We start from the raw sequence: 18,589 nt of genomic DNA, 5'->3' as shown, positions 1-18,589 counted from the left end.
CCTGATTAATTACAGTGGTTAGAAAGTCAGGTTTAAACCAGCCGATACCACTTTGCTGATGAATACGTTGTTGTTGGCTTCACCCGTTACACCTTGTTCCGGATCGAAGTAGAGGTGTTTGTCGAACTTCTTGGTCCAGAGGTTCGTGCCGCGCAGATACACGTTGATATTGCTCAGTTTCGCTTTACGAGCTATCATCGCGGGTAAGTTATACGACAGCGTAACGTTCCGCAGGCGGATGTAATCGCCTTGGTAGAGGTAACGCGTTGAGTACGAGTTTGACAGAGTCGAGTTGTTATACACGTACTTTGGGTTGTCGCTAATGTCGCCCGGTTGTTTCCAGTGATCCAGTTGCTGAACAATTTTATTCCGCGCTGGATTGTAACCATCACCCATGTAATAACCGCCCCACTGGTCGCGAATCAGGTTGCCGTACGAATAAACAAATTGCGCATCCAGAGTCAGACCTTTCCACGATAGGTTTGTGCCAAAGCCACCGAACGCTTTCGGACTGGCACTACCCGCCAGAATCTGCTGAGCTGCGTTGTAGCTGGTGGTAGTACCATGATTGATCGAACCATCGGCATTGGCTGTGTTTAGGTACCATAGTGGGCTACCCGTTTGCGGATCGACACCAGCCCATTCGCGGGTGTAGAATGTCTGGAAGTTTTCACCTACACGACGGATGAAGCTACCTGAAATGATATCCTGGTTGTTGTCCAGTGCGGTGATTTTGTTCTTGTTGAAGGCAATGTTGAAGGAAATATCCCACCGGATGGCTTTCTTGATTGGGCTTGCATTCACACTGAACTCCCAGCCACTGTTCTGCATGGCGCCAATGTTATCGAAGTAGGTCGAGAAGCCGCTAGTTCTTGACAGAGGAACTTCCAGAATCAGATCGCTGGTTTTCCGGTTGTAGTAATCAGCGTTGATATTCAGGCGGCTATTAAATAAGCCTATTTCAGCACCTACGTCAAATGGTTTGTTCAATTCCCAGGTCAGATTCGGGTTTCCAACGTTGTTGGGCGCGCTACCGGGGTTTTGGTTGTAGTTATAACCATAGCCATAGGTCGAACGCCACAGGTAGTTGCCCGGCGCACCCGACGAAGTCAACAAGTTACCGTTACCATTGACCCCGTAAGAGGCACGGATTTTCAGACCGCTGATGGTTGGATTGTTCCGTAAAAAGTCTTCCTGATCGACGTTCCAGGCTGCACCCACCGAATAGAAGTTACCATAACGATTGTTCAGACCAAAGCGCGACGACCCATCCCGGCGAAAACTTCCCGACAGAACATACTTGTCATGATAGCTGATGCTGGCGTTCGAGTAGATACTGGAGAATGTGTAATCGCTACCTGATGCAGCGGCTGCTGTTGGCGTTGCGGCTACTACGGGCAATACTAAATCGAGGTTTGAGGGGAAGTTCGTGGCTGCTGCGTTAATCGTATACGCTGACGATTTTTGGGCTTCGTAACCGACTTTCAAATCGGCATAGAATTCCTTGTCGGCCGTGAAATGCAGCCGATAATCGGCCTGGTTGGTCCATACCCAGTTGAACAAACGGGTGTAATAGGCAAAGGCCTGACCATTGCTGTTACGACCGTCGCCCATGAACGGGTTGTTGTAGCGGTTTTCTTCCAGACCGTTGTAGTCGATCCCGTACCGTGTGCTCAGGTTCAGATCGGGCAGCGGGCTGTATTGCAGGCTAACACTACCCAATCCTTTGACATTGTTCAGGGTACGTTTGTCGTATTCTGCAATCACCACTGGATTGTAGATATTTGGGAAATCGGTCGATAGCGTGTTTAATGAACCATCGGCATTATACGGGCTCATGGTTGGCCGAAGTCCATACGCACCCCAAACCGGGTTTGCATAGCCACTACCATTCGACGGGCCCGCCTGACCGTTGTTCGATACGTTAAGGTTTACCCCTAAGCTGAACTTATCGAGGAAATTATGTTTCAGGTTGATCTTTCCTGAAATACGTTGAAAGTTGGAGGCAATAACGGTGGCTTCCTGCTTGTAATAACCAGCCGAAGCGAAAAACGTCGTTTTTTCGTTGCCGCCTGATACGGATAAGTTATACTGCTGGGTGCTGCCCTGACGAGTTACCAGACCGAGCCAGTCGGTGTCATAGTTAGTACTAGCCCCCAGCGAATTTAATGTACTCGTAATTTGGGCATCTGTGTAATTCGCATTAACCAGCCCTTCGCGGGTTATATCCAGATATTGCTGACGATTCAGAGGCTTGGCCTGATCGGAAATAGCCATGCTGTTGACCCCGTATTCGGCATCCATCGAAATCTGAGTTTTACCGTTTTTACCCCGTTTAGTGGTAATCAGGATAACCCCGTTGGCCGCCCGTGAACCATAGATCGACGTCGAAGCCGCATCTTTCAGAACCGTGACGTTTTCAATGTCATTTGGGTTTAAACCTGCCAATGTATTCGCTGAGGTTGTTAATCGCGATACATCGCCTGAGTTAACCGGCACACCATCAATCACATACAAAGGGTCCGCACTGGCGTTGATGGAGCCAATACCCCGAATCCGCACCTGTTGGTTCGCGCCTGGCTGCCCTGTAGTGGCAATCGATTGTAAACCAGCTACCTTGCCCTGAAGCATCTGATCGGCCGAAGGAAGGGGATTGTTGGTGAAGTTTTTACTGTCGAGCGAAACCTGCGATCCAGTAATCGTCTTTTTCTCCTGCGAACCATACGCCACAAAAACTACCTCATCCAGCGTTTTGGTGTCGGTGCTCAGAACCACATTGATGGAGCTGCGTTTGCCAACATGTACCTCCTGCGAAACCATACCGACAAAGCTGAATACCAGAATAGCATCGTTACTGGCATTGATGGTGTAGCGCCCGGCGTTGTCGGTGGTAGTCCCGGTCGTTGTGCCCTTAATAATGACGCTAACGCCGGGCATTGAGGTGCCATCTTCGGCCAGCGTAACCTGACCTTTGATAGCAACGGATTGAGCATAAAGCCTATTGGTCGCCATCGAAAACAACAGGCCTAGAAAAAGCATGCTAAGTAGTGCCTTTCTCATGAAAAATTGTTTTTTATTTAGTTTGCTTTTAGAGTGCGTGTAATGCAAATGTACGAATCTGATATCTATTAGTTATTTATATGTTATAAAAATGTAAAATATTGATTTTAAAATTCAAATTTTTTAATTTTTATAAAATTATATTTGGAGTTAATTACTGATTAAATAGTAGCTGATATTGTCTTTTCCTGATAAGTTGAGATGACTACAATCGTTTGGTAGTGGAGACAGTTGGAGGAAATGAGTAAAACTGGTTTGAGCAGGTGGGCTATGGCTCAACCAGTGAAAATAAAAACCACTTCTTGATTGAGCCAGCTGGCTCAATCAAGAAGTGGTTTTTATTTGACAAGATTATCAGGATTTTAAGAACTCAATAAAATCCTGATAATCCGAGCGTCGGCCCGGCTGTAAATCCTGTCAAAGAAAACGCAATTACTTTTTAAAACGCTCAAATGCTTTATACACGGCCAGATGAAAAATGGTCGCGTGGTTTTCATCGGCAAAGTAGTGGAAATCGGATTTAAGGGTGCCAGCGGGTGCTTTTTTCAATATATCCATCAATCGGCCCGCGTCAGTTTCCATAATTTTACCTTCTTTTCCAACAGCGACAAAGACTATTGTCTTTTGGTGAAAACCAGCTTGGAGAAAGGCGGGTTGGTGAGTTAGTAACGATGCGTTATCCCACCACAGACTTGGGCTGACAATGATATATTGATTGAATAAATCTGGCTTTTTAAACAGGATTTCGGTCGCTACGAGCCCGCCCAGCGATTGGCCAATGATCGTTTTACTAGGGTTATTACTGTACTTCTTTTGAATGTACGGTTGCAGTTCCTTTTCGAGAAAGGCGATAAATTTTTGCGAATGCCCGGTTGTTGGATAATCCTTTTTATCCTTCTCAATGGTGGTTGGGTAAGTGAAATCGCGCCGTCTATCGACATTCGCAATGCCGACAACGATTGATTTGGGAAGTAAATTAACCCAGGGGAAATTAGCAAACTGTACCAACCCGGCGATATGAATGAAGTCCTCATCGGCCGAACCATCCAGCAGGTAAATGACTGGGTAGTTGGCCATCGAGTCTTTCGAATAGCCATCCGGTAAGTAGATGTTCAGGGTTCTGCTTTCCCCTAACTCCTTTGATTGAATGACGTCGATTTGACCTAATACAAAGGGCTTTGTTTGCCCGAATGAAGGGCTGGCTAGGATAGTTAGAAACCCAAAAAGAAGTGTAAACGGAATTGACCTGATCATGTAGATTTTCTGGCGCGGGTATTCACCCGTGCCTTTTAATTTAGTCAGCATTCGCTGACCACGAATTCTTGGTGCGCCAGTGAATACTGGCTATATAAAAAGGCACGGGTGAATACCCGCGCCAGTAATCTATTCATTTACCTGGCCGTCTGTGCGGCAACGGCCTTTCTTGGAATTTTCTGATCCCGCATCGCAGCGTTGTACACAAAGCTGGCAACAACCGTGGCTGCCTGTTTCAGATCATCGGGCTGTAGGTGATCGTAGGTATCCATGTTCGTGTGATGCGTACGGGTATTGTACTCAATCCGGTCCTGAATGAACTGGAAACCCGGCAAGCCTACCCGGTCGAAAGACTGGTGATCTGTTCCGCCCGTATTCGCGGGCGTGACGGTTGTAGCACCTAGGTCATTGAAGGGTTTTAGCCATTGCTGAAAAATGGGACCGGCGGCCAGATTACCCTGCAAATAGATACCCCGAATTTTGCCCGTACCGTTATCGACGTTAAAATAAGCAGCTATATTCTCACCCTCTTTCGTTAGCTTGTTGGTAGCCTTATCGACTAAATGATTCGCTACGTAATTTTTGGAACCGTGCAATCCCTGCTCTTCACCACTCCAGAGCGCAATCCGAATGGTCCGTTTGGGTTTTGCTCCGATGGTATTCAGAATCCGAACGGCTTCCATCATAACTGAGCTTCCAGCCGCATTATCGGTAGCGCCAGTGGCCGCATGCCAGGAGTCGAGGTGGGCACCCAGCATAACCACTTCATCTTTCAGTTTAGGGTCGGTACCCGGAATTTCGGCCAGTACGTTGTAGCCTTTGGTGTCGTCTTTGTAAAATTTGGTTTTTACATCTAACTCCAGTTTTACCGGAATACCGGCTTTCATGAGTCGGCAGAGCGTCATATAGTCTTCAACGGCTATCGAGAGATCGGCCAGATCATCGGGAGTTGCGCCCAGCGCGGCATTGGCATAATCGCCACTGACGAACAGCGTTCCATCTTTACTAGTCTGCGTTGTGTTGAGCATCCCGATAGCCCCTTCCTGTTTCGCTAGTTTCCGCATTTTCTGATTAAATGCATTCTGTGTGCGCATGGCCATAATCCGACTGCGGAAGGTCGTATCATTGCCAGCTCGCTGAGCGGGTGGCGCTTCATTCGCCATTTTCAGCAGGTCTTCATCGGTAAACCGATCGGCATCCGCTTTGAACGAAGGCATACCCTTGAACGATTGATCGAGCAGAATAACCTTGTTCTTAAGTTTAGTACGATAGCTTTCCAGCGCTGTCGTATCGTTTGAGCTGATGTATAGAATATCGGCAGATTGTAGTTTGTTTGTGCTGCCACTCCATGCCCGTGGTACGGCGATGATTGTTTTGTAATAAGGGGCAGTCATTGCCAGATAGGAGTGTTCCACTCCCCAACCCTGGCCCCATTCACCCCAGGCTTCCAGACGGGAGTTCTGTAATCCCCAGCTATTAAGTTTTGTTTTCGCCCAGTTAGCGGCTTTCAGGAAACCAGGACCTTGCAAACGGGGACCGTTGACATCGGTCAGGTAGAACGCCGTTTCCATAACCTGCGAATGTTCCAGCCCTTCTGTCCGAATTTTCTGGATCATAGTCATGTCCAGTTTATCATCCTGTCCGTAGCTGAATAAGGCATTGCCAAGGAATAGACTGGTTAAGAGTAGTTTGTGATGCATAAGCTTTGATTGTTAGGGGAGAACCCGAAGTTAACCGATTTGCCGAAAGTGGTTGATTCTTCTTTCTTAATTCTTGTATTAATCAATATGAATTCATAGAAAAATCCTGTTTGTTTCTACCCAACCACTTGATTGACAAATGCCTGAGAACGGGAAAAGACGCCGGTAATCGTAGGGTATAGTTGAAAGATGATAACTTAGCAGCTTTTTAACGGTGGAATACTAGCCTGAATTGGCCGTTTTTGTACGCATGAACACAACTGAAAACCCCTGGCAGACGCTGAACTCGTCGGTCAAATATGAAAATCCCTGGCTATCTATTCGGCACGAGGATGTGGTAACGCCCGCTGGTACTCCCGGTATTTATGGCGTCGTTAGTTTTAAAAATAAAGCTGTAGGCGTGATTCCGATCGATGCCGATGGCAATACCTACCTCGTTGGCCAATATCGTTACCCACTGAATGAATATTCGTGGGAAATCCCCGAAGGCGGCTCGCCACTGGGCACCGATCCGCTTGATTCGGCCAAACGCGAATTGAAGGAGGAAACAGGTTTGGAGGCTCAGAAATGGACAAAAATTGCCCGTATTCATACCTCAAATTCAGCCACCGACGAAGAAGGTTTTCTATATATTGCTGAGGACTTGGCGCAGGGCGAACACGCTCCCGAAGAAACCGAAGATCTGCGCGTCTGGAAACTCCCTTTAGCCGAAGCGATTGAGATGGTAATGACCAGCCAAATTACCGATTCACTCAGTGTGAGTGGCCTGATGATCGTAGCCCGTTTGCGGGGAATTTAAACTAAGTTTCAAGTTTCAGGTTTCATGTTCAACGTTTTAAGTTGACGGCCATTTAACTGCCTGCCAACTTGGAACATGAAACTTGAAACAATAAATAACAGCCTGTGTTCTTACCTATTCTATTTGGTTTTTTATTAGGCGTGGGCCTTTGTCTAACGTTTGGGACGGTGTTTTTTGCGCTGATTCAAAATAGTGTCGATAATGGTTTCCGCTCGGGGATGAAAATTGTTTTTGGGGTTATCGTCGGCGATATTCTGTTCGTAACGGCGGCCTTACTGGGTACGGCTTTCATTCCCAAGGTTCAGGGATTTGAAAATATTATGGCTGCAGTAGGGGTGATATTTCTGGTTGCGATGGGACTGGTCAATATTCTGAAAGGTACGCCCCGACTGGCTTATCCGAAAACACGATTCGGAAATTTTGTCTATTATTTCACAACCGGCTTCTTTCTAAACGCCCTTAATCCGGTCAACTTTGTCGCCTGGGTGGCTATTGTAGCCTATATTCGTTCGCACCTGCACTACACCGATGCGCAACAATATGGATTCATGATTGCGGCTTTGGTTGGCGTATTTGCCACCGAAAGCGCGCTGGCTTATTATGCCAATCGACTCAAACGACTCTTTACGCCCCGTGTTGTCCTGATCTTCAATCGCGTAACGGGCGTCGTCTTCCTGATCGGGGCCGTTAATATTGCCTATACCCGTTTGTTGGAACCGCTCCAGAAAGCGCTGAATTGGTAGGCTTTAAAGAGCGAAAGAGTGATTGAGTGAAAGAGCGAAACGCATCCGATAGGCTTTTCGCTCTTTCACTCAATCACTCTTTCGCTCTTTCTCCTAAAAAGCTTTCCCACTCCTTAATCATTCCCTTTTTCAAGACGCGCGGGAATTTGTTCTGACCGCCCATTTTGCCTTTAGATTGCATCCAGTCGTAAAATGTCTGGTTGGGCAATACAGTCACGGTAATGTCTTTGAGGGCGTGCCGACGTTCGACGGCGTAATCGTCGTTTAGCTCTTTAAGCTTGGCATCAATACGATTACGGAGGTCGTTGGCATCTACTTTATCGTCGGTACCGATATACCAATTGTGGGCAAACAACGTATCGTGCGTTACGCCTGCCACGGTAAACTCGCGAATCGAGATGCCCAGATCTTCCGAAACCATCTCGATGGCTTTGTTCATGTTATCGACCGAGAGGTGTTCTCCACACAAACTTAAAAAGTGTTTGGTACGACCCGTAATGACAATTTCGGCCCGTTTTTTATTGACAAACTTAATCGTGTCACCAATCAGGTAACGCCATGCTCCGGAACAGGTCGACAGCAAAAGAGCGTATTCTTTCCCCTCTTCTACTTCGCTGATCATCAGGGTTTGAGGTTTATCGACCAGTTCGCCATCGGGTGAGAAATTCTGTTCGTTGAACGGAATAAATTCGAAAAACAGCCCGTTGTTCAGGACTAGCTGCATACCTTCGGCACTGGGGTGTGTTTGATAAGCAATGAATCCTTCGGAGGCCAGATACGTCTCAATATAAGTAATGGGGTGGGCGAGGAGTTTCTCGAAACCCGCCCGATACGGTTCAAACGACACCCCTCCGTGGCAGAAAACCATCAGGTTGGGCCAAATATCATGAATCGTTTTGACCTTGTACCGGGCAATGATTTTCTCCATCAGCAACTGAATCCAGGCCGGTACGCCCACAACATAGCCAATGTCCCAGCTTGCGGCTTGTTCCGTGATTTCGTCCAGTTTCAGCGCCCAGTCTTTTTCCTGGGCAATGTCGCGACCGGGCTTGTAGAATCGTTCGAACCAAAGGGGAATTTTACTAGCGGTAATGCCGCTAAGGTCGCCCTCGTAGTGACCTTCTCGTGCATTTAGATCGGTACTGCCGCCCAACATCAAACAGCCTTTTTCGTAAAGTGTTGATGGGAGATTCTGGTACTTGCCGAGGGTTAGAATTTGCCGAATGCTCGTTCGTTGAATGGCCTTCGACATCGACTTCGTAACCGGGATGTACTTTGTTGAGGCTTCAGACGTTCCCGAGCTAAGGGCAAAATACTTCACCTTGCCCGGCCAGGTCACGTTTTTTTCGCCAGCCAGCGTTTGTTTCCACCAACCATCGAACATTTTATTGTAGTCGTGGATCGGGACATGCTGTTTGTATTTCTGATAGAATTCGCCCTCACTACCAAACTCAACCGAGCGGAGCAACTCATCGAAATGATAGGCCGTTCCAAACTTGGTGAATTGCGCTTTTCGGATGAGTTTACGAAAAACTTTGCGTTGCTGGCGAAGCGGATTAAACTGCCGAAGCCGAACGACATTCGATAAGCGAATGCCGTTTTTGAGCATACTACCTAATAGTGCCATGTTTGAATGATGAATTATGAATGATGAATGATGAATGGCTGCTTTTACAATCATTTATCATTCATCATTCATCATTAATAATTACAGTTTCCAATTCGTCAATTCGTCTAGCATGCCGTAGGCCGTCAGGTCATATTGGCATGGAACAATCGAGGTATAGTTATTGGCCAGGGCATATTCATCCGTGTCTTCGGCGTGGGTGTCGAAGTTGACAAAATCACCGGCAAGCCAAAAATATCGACGGCCGTGCGGATCGCGTCGTTCGTCGAAAACTTCCTGCCATTTGGCATTCGCCTGTCGACAAATACGAATGCCTTTCAGCGGCTCAGCCGTACGGGCCGGAAAGTTAACGTTAAGCGCTGTTCCTGGCTTTAGCCCTTTTTCCAGTACGTTGCGGGCAATGGCCAGAATATGCTCATGCGTATGCGAGAAATCGGCCTGACGAGTGAAGTCGTTGAGGGAGAATCCGATGGCCGGAATTCCTTCAATAGCTCCTTCGATAGCCGCCGACATCGTTCCCGAATACAGAATGCTGATTGACGAATTGCTGCCGTGATTAATACCGCTCACGACCAAATCAGGAGCGCGGTCTTTCAGAATATGGTGTTTGGCTAGTTTCACGCAGTCGGCAGGTGTGCCGGAGCATTCATAAGCGGGTATATCACCGTAAATATCGGATGGGTAAAGGCGAATCGGGTTGGCAATCGTAATGGCGTGACCCATACCTGATTGTGGGCTGTTGGGGGCAACGACTACCACCGAACCCAATTGTTTCATTAATTCGGCAAGCGTGCGAATGCCGTGGGCAGTAATGCCGTCGTCGTTCGTAACTAATATTAAGGGCTTCTGGTCAGACATAAAAATAAGTCAATAATCGTCAGTCGATAGTCTCAATCTACTGTTAGGTCAGCGTGGTCGACCGTTATTTTTCTACAGACGACTATTGGCTGGTGACTAACGACTTTTCTTTGCAATACTACACAAATACGGGTGAAGATGTTGGGAGAAAGTCCAGATCACTCCCGATAACGCTTCTTGAACTGAAGGGGATTTTCGCCCGTAACGCGCCGGAAAATCTTGTTGAAGTACGACAGACTTTCAAATCCACTGGCAAAACAGGCTTCGGTTACGTTGTGGTCGAGCAGTAGTAATTTCTGAGCCTGATTGATGCGGTACTGATTCAGAAACTGCGTGAATGTCAGGCGAGTCATCCGTTTCACATAGCGACAAAAAGCGGCCGTGGTCAGGTTCGTTAACGAAGCTACTTCCGCCAGTTCAAACTTGCGCTGGTAATTATCCTCAATAAATTGATAGAGCCGTTTCAGTCTTTGTTGTTCACTCAAATTATACGCGTTTGTAATTGGTTTTCCGTGAAGAGAAACAGCTTCCTGGCTCGTGGCTAACTGCTGAAAAATAAGTAGCAAGGCCATCAGTCTTTCAAAGGGCGGGCGATTCGGAAGGCTTTCCAGTTGCTCGCCAACCAGCCGTTTTGTTTCTCCATGAAAAGAAATACCCGCGCGTGCCAGCTCGAATAGGCGGGCAATCGCGGCAAACTCCGGTGCCTGCCCGAATAGGTCACCCAGAAACGATTCTTTTAATTGCACAACCACTTTTCGGTGTTCAGTTGTCACGCCATAATCGAAATTGAGATGCGGAATATTAGGGCCAATAAAGACCAGATCGCTCCCCTCATAGCGTGATATATGGTCGCCCACGTGCCGGGTCCCATTGGCGCCAGTGATGTATACAATTTCATATTCGGGGTGGTAGTGCCACAAAAAAACATCGTTTAATCGGGGCGTTTCCAAAATGTGAAATGAACTGTCAGCATCAGGGCTGATTTGTTCCAGAGCGATTTTCATGGGACCTGTATTTTGGTCGGTGGTTCTGTAAAACGGAGTACCACTCCGTTTTACAGAACCACCGACACCCTTAAGGATTTCTACTAAATTTTACTCATAATTCCTTAAAATAGGAGTTGTTAACTCATATAAGAGCAATATAGTACAAAAAGTGGACATCATTGTTGTGGAAATAGGCTTAGCGGGTCAACTATCTTTGTTACAACAAAATCAGCAAAACATCCTAACGAACATGGAAACGATGCAGCCCACGATGACCCCTACCATGATTCCTGATAATGCTCACAAAGACATTCCAGGCAATCCATCGACAGCTACCAGTAGCAAAATCAGTTTAAACGACCGATCCAATGGAAACAAATTGCGTGTATTGTCAGAAGAAGACTGGCAATTCTGGAAACACAACGGCTATATCGTTATCAAACAGGCTGTGCCCAAAGAACAGGCCGAACGGCTCGCCAATTTCCTGTGGGAGTTTGAAGAAAAAGATCCTAATAACCCAGCTACCTGGTACGCACCACCTCGCGCTGAAATGAAAATGAAAGAGTTGACCAACAGTGGTATGGTTGAACTCTACAATCACCAATATGAGTGGGATAATCGTCAATATCCGCGTGTGTACGATGCCTTCGTCGACATCTGGGGCACGGAGAAATTGTGGGTAACCATCGACCGGGCTAATCTGAATTTTCCGGTTCGACCAGGCCACGAATTCAAGGGATTTATTCACTGGGATTATGATCCTGAAACGCGCCCGCAAAATGTACAGGGTGTATTGGCGCTAGCCGATCAAACTGACGAAAACATGGGCGGTTTTCAGTGCATTCCCGAACTCTATCGGACGTATGACACCTGGAAACTGACCCAGCCTGCCGATCGAAATCGGTTTCAGCCTGATACAACTGGTTTCGATTTCGTAAAGGTGAAAATGGAAGCAGGCGATCTGCTGATTTTCAACAGCACCGAGCCCCATGGCATCCGTCCAAATCGATCAACTGATAAAGTCAGAATTGCCCAATACATTTCGATGATGCCCGCTGAAGAAGACAACGAAGCGCTGCGTCAGTGGCGTATCACCTCGTGGCGCGATCGCCAGGCCCCCGAAGGTTACGCATTTCCCGGCGATCCGCGCAATTGGGAAAAAGAGCGTTATCAAACCGCCGAACTGTCGCCATTGGGCAAAAAGCTGCTGGGTTTGGATAGTTGGGAGTAAAACTGCTTTGAAAGACGTTATATACCAGGCCTTTCGTAAAAGTCGTATCACAGATTTTTACGAAAGGCCTAGTGTGTTATGGAATATTCTATTCTCTCATTTCACCCAATTAAATACCTATTGTCTGCTATACCTCTTTCAAGATTCACAGCCGAACCGACCAAATTCACAGTTGACCCTATAATTCTAAAAAGAGCGATGGACATTTGCTGTTGTTTCTCTACAGCATGAAAAAAATAAGCTTAGTGTTATGCCTGGTTCTTTCGATCCAATCCGTTTACGGGCAGATTGATTGGGGCGCGTATTCCCAAAGTTTTCCGGCTGGCGCGATGGACGACCCGTCAACCGTAGCCCTCATTTTGGCGATTCCCATGGCCAATAATTCATTCTGGACGTTGGATGCCAACAGTCGGCATTTTTTTGAGTTGGCGAAGGATTCTTCTTTTCTGCGGTTACGTTCGGGAAACCTGGTTGCCCGCACAACATTTGATACGGCCAGAGCGCAGTTTTTTCTGCATGGTGTGAACCCCGGCAATGCGAGTGCCTATCAATTTCGGGTGATGGCCTATCCGTCGAATCAGATTTTGGTACCCTGGCAAACCATAAATCGATTTACAGATTCTGCCCTCATCAAAAGCTCCGCCTTACCCCGTATGGCTTACCTGGGTGGCTACAAAGCCCCGTTAGGTCAATCGCTGATTGTGGATGTTCGAAAAACTGGCGCTCGCCAACTTGTAGGAACGTCGCTGGTTAGCTGGGTCTCTATAAAACCTGTTATCTCCAACGTCTATACATCTGATAATCTGGATGCTTTCCTAAAAAAGCTACAGTATCCCTGGGCTAAAGAAAACAATCTGGATCAGACGAGTCGACCAGCTACACCCTTAACGTTGCCATCTACGAATACGAACCTGATTCTGTTCCTGGCAGCGAACATTTATCATAAAGACCAGGTGCAGTATGAGCTAATTCGAAATGGCGACATCATAATTCCCTGGAAGAATAACGAGTACGATAACAGCTTTATCTGGCTCAAAGAGTATGAGCCTGGTAGGTATCAATTGAACATTCGTTATACCGTTCAACCACAGCACGTAACAACCTATAATTTTGAGGTAGAGCCAGCCTGGTATCAATCGCAACGATTCAAACTGATGATTGGAATGTTCCTGACTGTCTGTTTGGGAGCCCTCATCTTTTTTGTCCTTTATATTCAACAAAAACGAAAAAGCCGTGAGGAGTTAGCTACTAAAACTAAACTGCAACTGGAGTTGAAAGCAATTTATGCTCAGCTTAATCCACATTTTGTTTTTAACGCCTTAAGCTCAATTCAGGGTCTGATTAACAAGCAGGATATTCAGGGGGCCAATAACTACCTGGCTGACTTTGCCCGGCTGATGCGCGAATCTCTGGCAAATAGCAACAAAGAAGAAGTTTCTTTACACGAAGAAATAAAGGGACTGGAGACATACTTAAGACTGGAACAGCTTCGATTTGGGTTTACCTACCAGATTCTCCTGGATGACTCTATTAATCAGTACGAAAGTAGTATCCCGGCTCTTTTGTTGCAGCCTCTGGTAGAAAATGCGGTTAAACATGGGGTTTCCGCACTAGGAGAAAACGGCGTGGTGACCATTCGTTTTGACAAAAATGGCGATACAATGATTGTTCGGATCGTTGATAACGGAAAAGGGTTCTTAGCCACGACTTCGACGGGTGGTTTTGGCTTAAAGCTAACCCGTGACCGCATTGATCTGCTGAATAAGTTGAATCGAGACCAGCCGATTCAGGTTGAACTACCCGCTCATTCGACGGCGGGTACTGAGATAATCCTTCGCTTTACCCACTGGTTTGCATGAAAGCCATCTTGATCGACGATGAAAAGCCTAATCTGGACAACCTGCAGGCGTTGCTCCAGGCGTACTGCCCTCAAGTAACGGTGTGCGCTACCGCTCTGAATGCCGAAGAAGGGAAATCGCTATTGTATCGGTATCAGCCAGACCTTGTCTTTCTGGATATTCAAATGCCCGGTCAGAGTGGTTTCGATCTGCTACGTAGTCTTCATACGTACGATTTCGAGGTAATCATTGTTACGGCCTATGACCAGTACGCCATTCAGGCAATGCGGTTTGCTGCGGTAGACTATCTGCTAAAGCCAGTTGATATTGGCGAGCTTCAATCGGCAGTAACGAAAGCGATAAAACAACGTCGGTTAAAAGTGCAGAACCAGCAGCTGGAGAACCTGGTACATCTGCTAAAAGCCCAGCCAAGCAGCGAGGAGCAACGTATTGCGCTTGCTACCACAAAGGAGACTCGATTTGTAAAAGTCGGCGAAATTATCCGTTGTGAATCGTCTAACAACTACACTACTTTTTTTCTGAGCGATCAGGAAGCCTTGCTGGTCTGCAAGCCTATTTATGAGTATGAGGAGTTGTTGAGACCACATGGATTCCTACGTTGTCACCAGTCTCATCTGGTGAATAAAAAGTGGATAAAAAGCTGGAAAAAAGAGTTTGGGGATTTCTTACTGTTAACAGATGGTGCCGAAATACCGGTTTCACGAGGCAAAAAAGAAGCGATCAAACAAGCCTTGAATTTGCATTAATCAACTCACCATTTTAAGCTAAATTTTATGCTGATGAAACAATCAGTTGCTATTGGTATGCTCTTTTTGAGCGGATTCAACTTGCTGGCTGGCGCCCTGCCAAATGGCAGTAACCCCGTTCGATTATCGGAAACGTACGAACTGGCCAACGTCATTCTAGCTCTGACAGACTACGGAAAAACCGATCCCTGGGAGGTGGCCCAAAACTCAGACTATTATCAGGAAGTAAGGGCGCATTTTGATCAATACGCTCACCATCCCCTTCTGGTTAAGGTGAATTATTCGCGGGAAAAATGGGAAAGCTACCTGAGTTTCCGGACGGACGCCTATGCCTTTTCGTTCGACAACAATAACCACCTGATTAGACGAATTAACTTTCAGGCCAACAAGGGCTTTAATCCGTTTGAGGAGCAACTGAGCCTGGTTGATGATTTTGTCAAAACATCCGGCTTTCGTCAGTTTTATCGGGAACATCTACCGTATTACCAGAGGTTAGCTACCGCTTATCTGCAATCGCAACGCTACGAAGAAATGCTCCATTTTCTGGAAACTGAACTGGGGAAACGCGAAGAATTAACATCCTATGCCATCGCCCTCTCACCCTTGGTAGGGCGTATGAATTGCCATAGAGTAGTGGCAGGTGTAGGCACTGATTTTATTACGTTACCTACCTTTTTGTTGACGGGGAAAGCCGTTAACAAAGCCACACCGGAAGAGATTGCCTCTGGCACACACATGCTGTTTACAGAGCTTGATCACGCTTTTGTGAACCCATTGACGGAGCAGTACCGCGCTTTACTACGTTCCAGCTTTACCATTACTCGTTGGGATGCGGGCAGCGGCTATGAGACTGATAGTGTTGCGACATTTAATGAATATATGACCTGGGCCGTCTACGATCTTTATGTGCAGACATACTTTCCCGATGTGGCGGCCAAAGTATGTCTGGATTGGGCACTGCAAAATGATACACGTGGCTTTTTTGCCAGTTCGGTTTTTAACTGGGAACTGACACGACTATACAACGCCCGACGACCCGGCCAAACCCTCAACGATCTCTATCCAACCTTTATCCAACGACTCAAGACATTACAATCAGGATTGAGTAAACCGCTAATTACCAGCTGTAATCTGGATAATCAGACTATTACTGATACGTTGGCAACCTTCGCCATACACTTCTCCGAGCCTATGCAGCCGCTACGTTCTCTTGATCTTATCTGGGCCATTGAGCAACAGGGCAAGGTAGTCCGTCAGGAACGATTGGTGTTAACGCCCGAAAACAACACGTTGGTCTGGACAGATAATGGCATGACTTTACATTTTCAACTACCCTTAGCAAAAGGCGCCTTAAATCACCTGCTTTTCAATTACCCCTGGAAAACGCTGATTGCACTCCGAAGTAGCACTGGCATTGACTTGAAACCGTATAGTCGCATTCGCACTATGGTTGCAGCCGAAAACAGACCCTAGCGATTAATTCGGTCTTAAACCAGCTCAGTAAATAGTCGGTCATGACGGATGCGAAAAGTAGTTTAGAACTCAGACGAAGCTTTATAGGCTATAGCTCTGTTATACGATCTTACATCTAAACTACTATGAAAACGCCGTCTTGCTTTTTCCTTATTTTCTGCCTGCTAGCCCTGTCGTTTACGCTTCAGGCTCAACAGCGTTTACCACCCATCAAATCCCCGGAAGTGGCAGACGGCGGACTAACCTTCCGGCTTCGAGCCCCTAATGCCAAAGAAGTTATTCTGGACATTGAAGGCATTTCGAAGGAGACGATGGTGAAGGATGATCAGGGCGTTTGGAGCTTTACCAAAAAGCTTGATCCAGATGTCTATGATTATGCTTTTGTTGTCGATGGGCTTCGTATTCCCGATCCGGCCAATCCGGTTGCCAAACCGTGTTATCAATGCAACGGGCAGAGTCTGGCGCATATGCCAGGGCCTGCTTCACTGAGCTGGGAGATTAAGGATGTTCCGCGTGGAGCAGTCAATCATCAAGTATATCGATCGGCGGTTATGGGCGAAGATCGGGACTATTACGTGTACCTGCCACCAAATTATGATCCGAAGCGCAAAGAGCCTTATCCGGTATTTTTCCTGTTGCATGGCGCTACAGGCACAGCTTTGTCGTGGATTGTGAATGCGCAGGCCAATATCATTCTGGATAACCTGATTGCGGAAGGCAAGGCCAAGCCCATGATTATGGTAAATACTCTGGGCTACGGAGGCAATGATAAATACGCTACAGAGGTGATTCAGGAAATCATTCCACAGCTTGAAAAAACCTACAACGCAGCTAAAGACAGGACCCAACGGGCTATTGTGGGTTTATCAATGGGGGGCGGAACGGCTTACTATACAGGTCTTAATCACCTCGATCACTTTGCCTATGTAGGTGGCATGAGCAGCGCTGTAGGCATGGGTGGCCCTCGTCCGCCAGCATCGACAACGGCCAATCCCGCCACAACGACGCCCTCTAGTGAGCAAGTAACGGCCATGATGGATGTTTTTGCCAAGACGTATCCCAAGCTGGACGAAAAAGCAAATTCGCAACTGAAACTATTATGGATTTCCTGTGGCGTCGATGATTTTCTGTATCAGAATAATAAATACTTCCGGGAATATCTGAGCTCGAAAAACGTAAAGTTTACCTATCACGAAACACCTGGTGGCCACACCTTTATGGTATGGCGTAGAAATCTGACCGATCTCGCTCCGCTGTTGTTTCGATGAAATAAGCTTTCGATTAAGCCGTGCCACAGTTCAGATCCATGGCACGGCTTATTTAATACCTAAACAGGCTCCTATTATGCTTTCGTCCCGCCACCTGATTTTTATGGAAGTGGCCCGTTTACTAAGTTTCACCAAAGCCAGCCAAACGTTATTTCTGAGCCAGTCAGCAATCAGTAAGCAGATTAAATCGCTGGAATATTTTTACAAAACGGGCTTGTTTGAGCGTCATGGTACAACAATCAGCTTAACCCTGGCCGGGCAGGCTCTATACACCAAGTTGCTCGAAGCGGGGCAGTTACAAAACGAACTATATCAGGAATTACAGCAGCTTAATGAAGACTTTTTTCCGCCAACCAAATTGGCCATCGGTGCCAGTACAACTATTAGTTTGTACGTTCTACCACCTGTTCTTTCTGCCTATCTGCATCGCTACGACACCATTCAGGTGAGTGTATTGAACCGTAACTCGAACAATATTCAAAATGCTTTACTGGCCCACGACATTGACGTCGGAATTGTTGAAGGGTTAACGCAACTAAATACGCTGGTGTATACCCCCTTCATGACGGATGATGTCCTGGCGGTCTGCTCGGCGAGGAGTCCTTTACGGGATCGGGTGCTAACCGTAGCCGATTTGCCCACAATTCCATTGGCAGTTCGGGAAATCGGTTCAGGAACACTGGCAGTAGTCGAAGATGAACTCAGCAAGAAAGGAATCAGCCTGTCATCGTTGCGGATTCTGATTCGACTGGGCGGTACCGAAGCGCTAAAAAACTTTGTACTGGCTGATACCTGCCTGGCCTTCCTGCCGAAGCGGGCTATCTTGAAAGAGCTGACGGCGGGTGAGTTAGTAGAAGTTCCTATTCGCGGTTTGACCCTTCAACGCACCTTCTATTTTATCCAGCGAAAGGGAACCGAAAACAATCGACTCGTCTCTACATTTATTCAGTTTACGAAACGACATTATTCCATTACGGAATAACTC

At 46.9% G+C, this 18,589-nt stretch carries 14 protein-coding genes; 8 read left to right on the top strand and 6 right to left on the bottom strand.

Annotation, left to right across the window (positions count from 1 at the left end; translation table 11 throughout):
* Positions 1–18 precede the first annotated feature (18 nt).
* From ACYVGR_RS01450 to ACYVGR_RS01440, 3 genes are all read right to left on the bottom strand, one after another.
* Complete coding sequence (locus tag ACYVGR_RS01450) at positions 19–3,060, bottom strand: SusC/RagA family TonB-linked outer membrane protein (RefSeq protein WP_460953331.1); 3,042 nt, start codon at positions 3,058–3,060, stop codon at positions 19–21.
* 432 nt (positions 3,061–3,492) lie between these two features.
* Positions 3,493–4,365, bottom strand: coding sequence for an alpha/beta hydrolase (locus tag ACYVGR_RS01445; RefSeq protein WP_460953329.1), 873 nt, complete (start codon positions 4,363–4,365; stop codon positions 3,493–3,495).
* Between the two features lie 86 nt (positions 4,366–4,451).
* Positions 4,452–6,014: a M28 family metallopeptidase gene (locus tag ACYVGR_RS01440; RefSeq protein ID WP_460953328.1), complete on the bottom strand. Its 1,563-nt coding sequence runs from the start codon at positions 6,012–6,014 to the stop codon at positions 4,452–4,454.
* A 250-nt stretch (positions 6,015–6,264) separates the two neighbouring features.
* Here ACYVGR_RS01440 and ACYVGR_RS01435 point away from each other — a divergent pair, with 250 nt between their 5' ends.
* Together ACYVGR_RS01435 and ACYVGR_RS01430 are read left to right on the top strand one after the other, a co-directional pair.
* Complete coding sequence (locus ACYVGR_RS01435) at positions 6,265–6,813, top strand: NUDIX domain-containing protein (RefSeq protein ID WP_460953326.1); 549 nt, start codon at positions 6,265–6,267, stop codon at positions 6,811–6,813.
* 104 nt (positions 6,814–6,917) lie between these two features.
* Entirely contained in the window at positions 6,918–7,556 is a 639-nt protein-coding gene (locus tag ACYVGR_RS01430; RefSeq protein ID WP_182461622.1) for a LysE family translocator, read from the top strand.
* A gap of 73 nt (positions 7,557–7,629) precedes the next feature.
* Here the strand turns inward: ACYVGR_RS01430 and ACYVGR_RS01425 are convergent, their stop codons facing one another.
* The 3 genes from ACYVGR_RS01425 to ACYVGR_RS01415 all read right to left on the bottom strand — a co-directional run bounded on the left by ACYVGR_RS01425 (position 7,630) and on the right by ACYVGR_RS01415 (position 11,045).
* Positions 7,630–9,183 (bottom strand): GH3 family acyl-acid amido synthetase, encoded by a 1,554-nt coding sequence (locus ACYVGR_RS01425; protein WP_460953323.1) that lies wholly within the window; start codon positions 9,181–9,183, stop codon positions 7,630–7,632.
* 81 nt (positions 9,184–9,264) lie between these two features.
* Entirely contained in the window at positions 9,265–10,041 is a 777-nt protein-coding gene (surE, locus tag ACYVGR_RS01420; RefSeq protein WP_182461624.1) for a 5'/3'-nucleotidase SurE, read from the bottom strand.
* Positions 10,042–10,199: 158 nt separating this feature from the next.
* Positions 10,200–11,045, bottom strand: a complete 846-nt coding sequence (locus tag ACYVGR_RS01415) for an AraC family transcriptional regulator (protein WP_460953321.1) — start codon at positions 11,043–11,045, stop codon at positions 10,200–10,202.
* A 232-nt stretch (positions 11,046–11,277) separates the two neighbouring features.
* On the opposite strand from ACYVGR_RS01415, the gene ACYVGR_RS01410 reads away from it, so the two are divergent.
* The 6 genes from ACYVGR_RS01410 to ACYVGR_RS01385 all read left to right on the top strand — a co-directional run bounded on the left by ACYVGR_RS01410 (position 11,278) and on the right by ACYVGR_RS01385 (position 18,586).
* Positions 11,278–12,258 carry a phytanoyl-CoA dioxygenase family protein gene (locus ACYVGR_RS01410; protein WP_460953319.1) on the top strand — a complete coding sequence of 327 codons (981 nt, stop codon included), beginning with the start codon at positions 11,278–11,280 and terminating at the stop codon, positions 12,256–12,258.
* Positions 12,259–12,485: 227 nt separating this feature from the next.
* Positions 12,486–14,117, top strand: a complete 1,632-nt coding sequence (locus tag ACYVGR_RS01405) for a sensor histidine kinase (RefSeq protein ID WP_460953317.1) — start codon at positions 12,486–12,488, stop codon at positions 14,115–14,117.
* Positions 14,114–14,863: a LytR/AlgR family response regulator transcription factor gene (locus ACYVGR_RS01400; protein WP_460953316.1), complete on the top strand. Its 750-nt coding sequence runs from the start codon at positions 14,114–14,116 to the stop codon at positions 14,861–14,863. The genes ACYVGR_RS01405 and ACYVGR_RS01400 overlap by 4 nt, the downstream gene beginning before the upstream one ends.
* Positions 14,864–14,896: 33 nt before the next feature.
* Positions 14,897–16,336, top strand: a complete 1,440-nt coding sequence (locus ACYVGR_RS01395) for a DUF4932 domain-containing protein (protein ID WP_460953314.1) — start codon at positions 14,897–14,899, stop codon at positions 16,334–16,336.
* A gap of 125 nt (positions 16,337–16,461) precedes the next feature.
* Positions 16,462–17,604 (top strand): alpha/beta hydrolase-fold protein, encoded by a 1,143-nt coding sequence (locus ACYVGR_RS01390; protein WP_460953312.1) that lies wholly within the window; start codon positions 16,462–16,464, stop codon positions 17,602–17,604.
* Between the two features lie 76 nt (positions 17,605–17,680).
* Entirely contained in the window at positions 17,681–18,586 is a 906-nt protein-coding gene (locus tag ACYVGR_RS01385; protein WP_460953310.1) for a LysR family transcriptional regulator, read from the top strand.
* Positions 18,587–18,589 lie beyond the last annotated feature (3 nt).

The sequence above is a fragment of the Spirosoma litoris genome, assembly GCF_054776755.1.
This window is presented reverse-complemented; position numbering and strand designations above follow the sequence as displayed.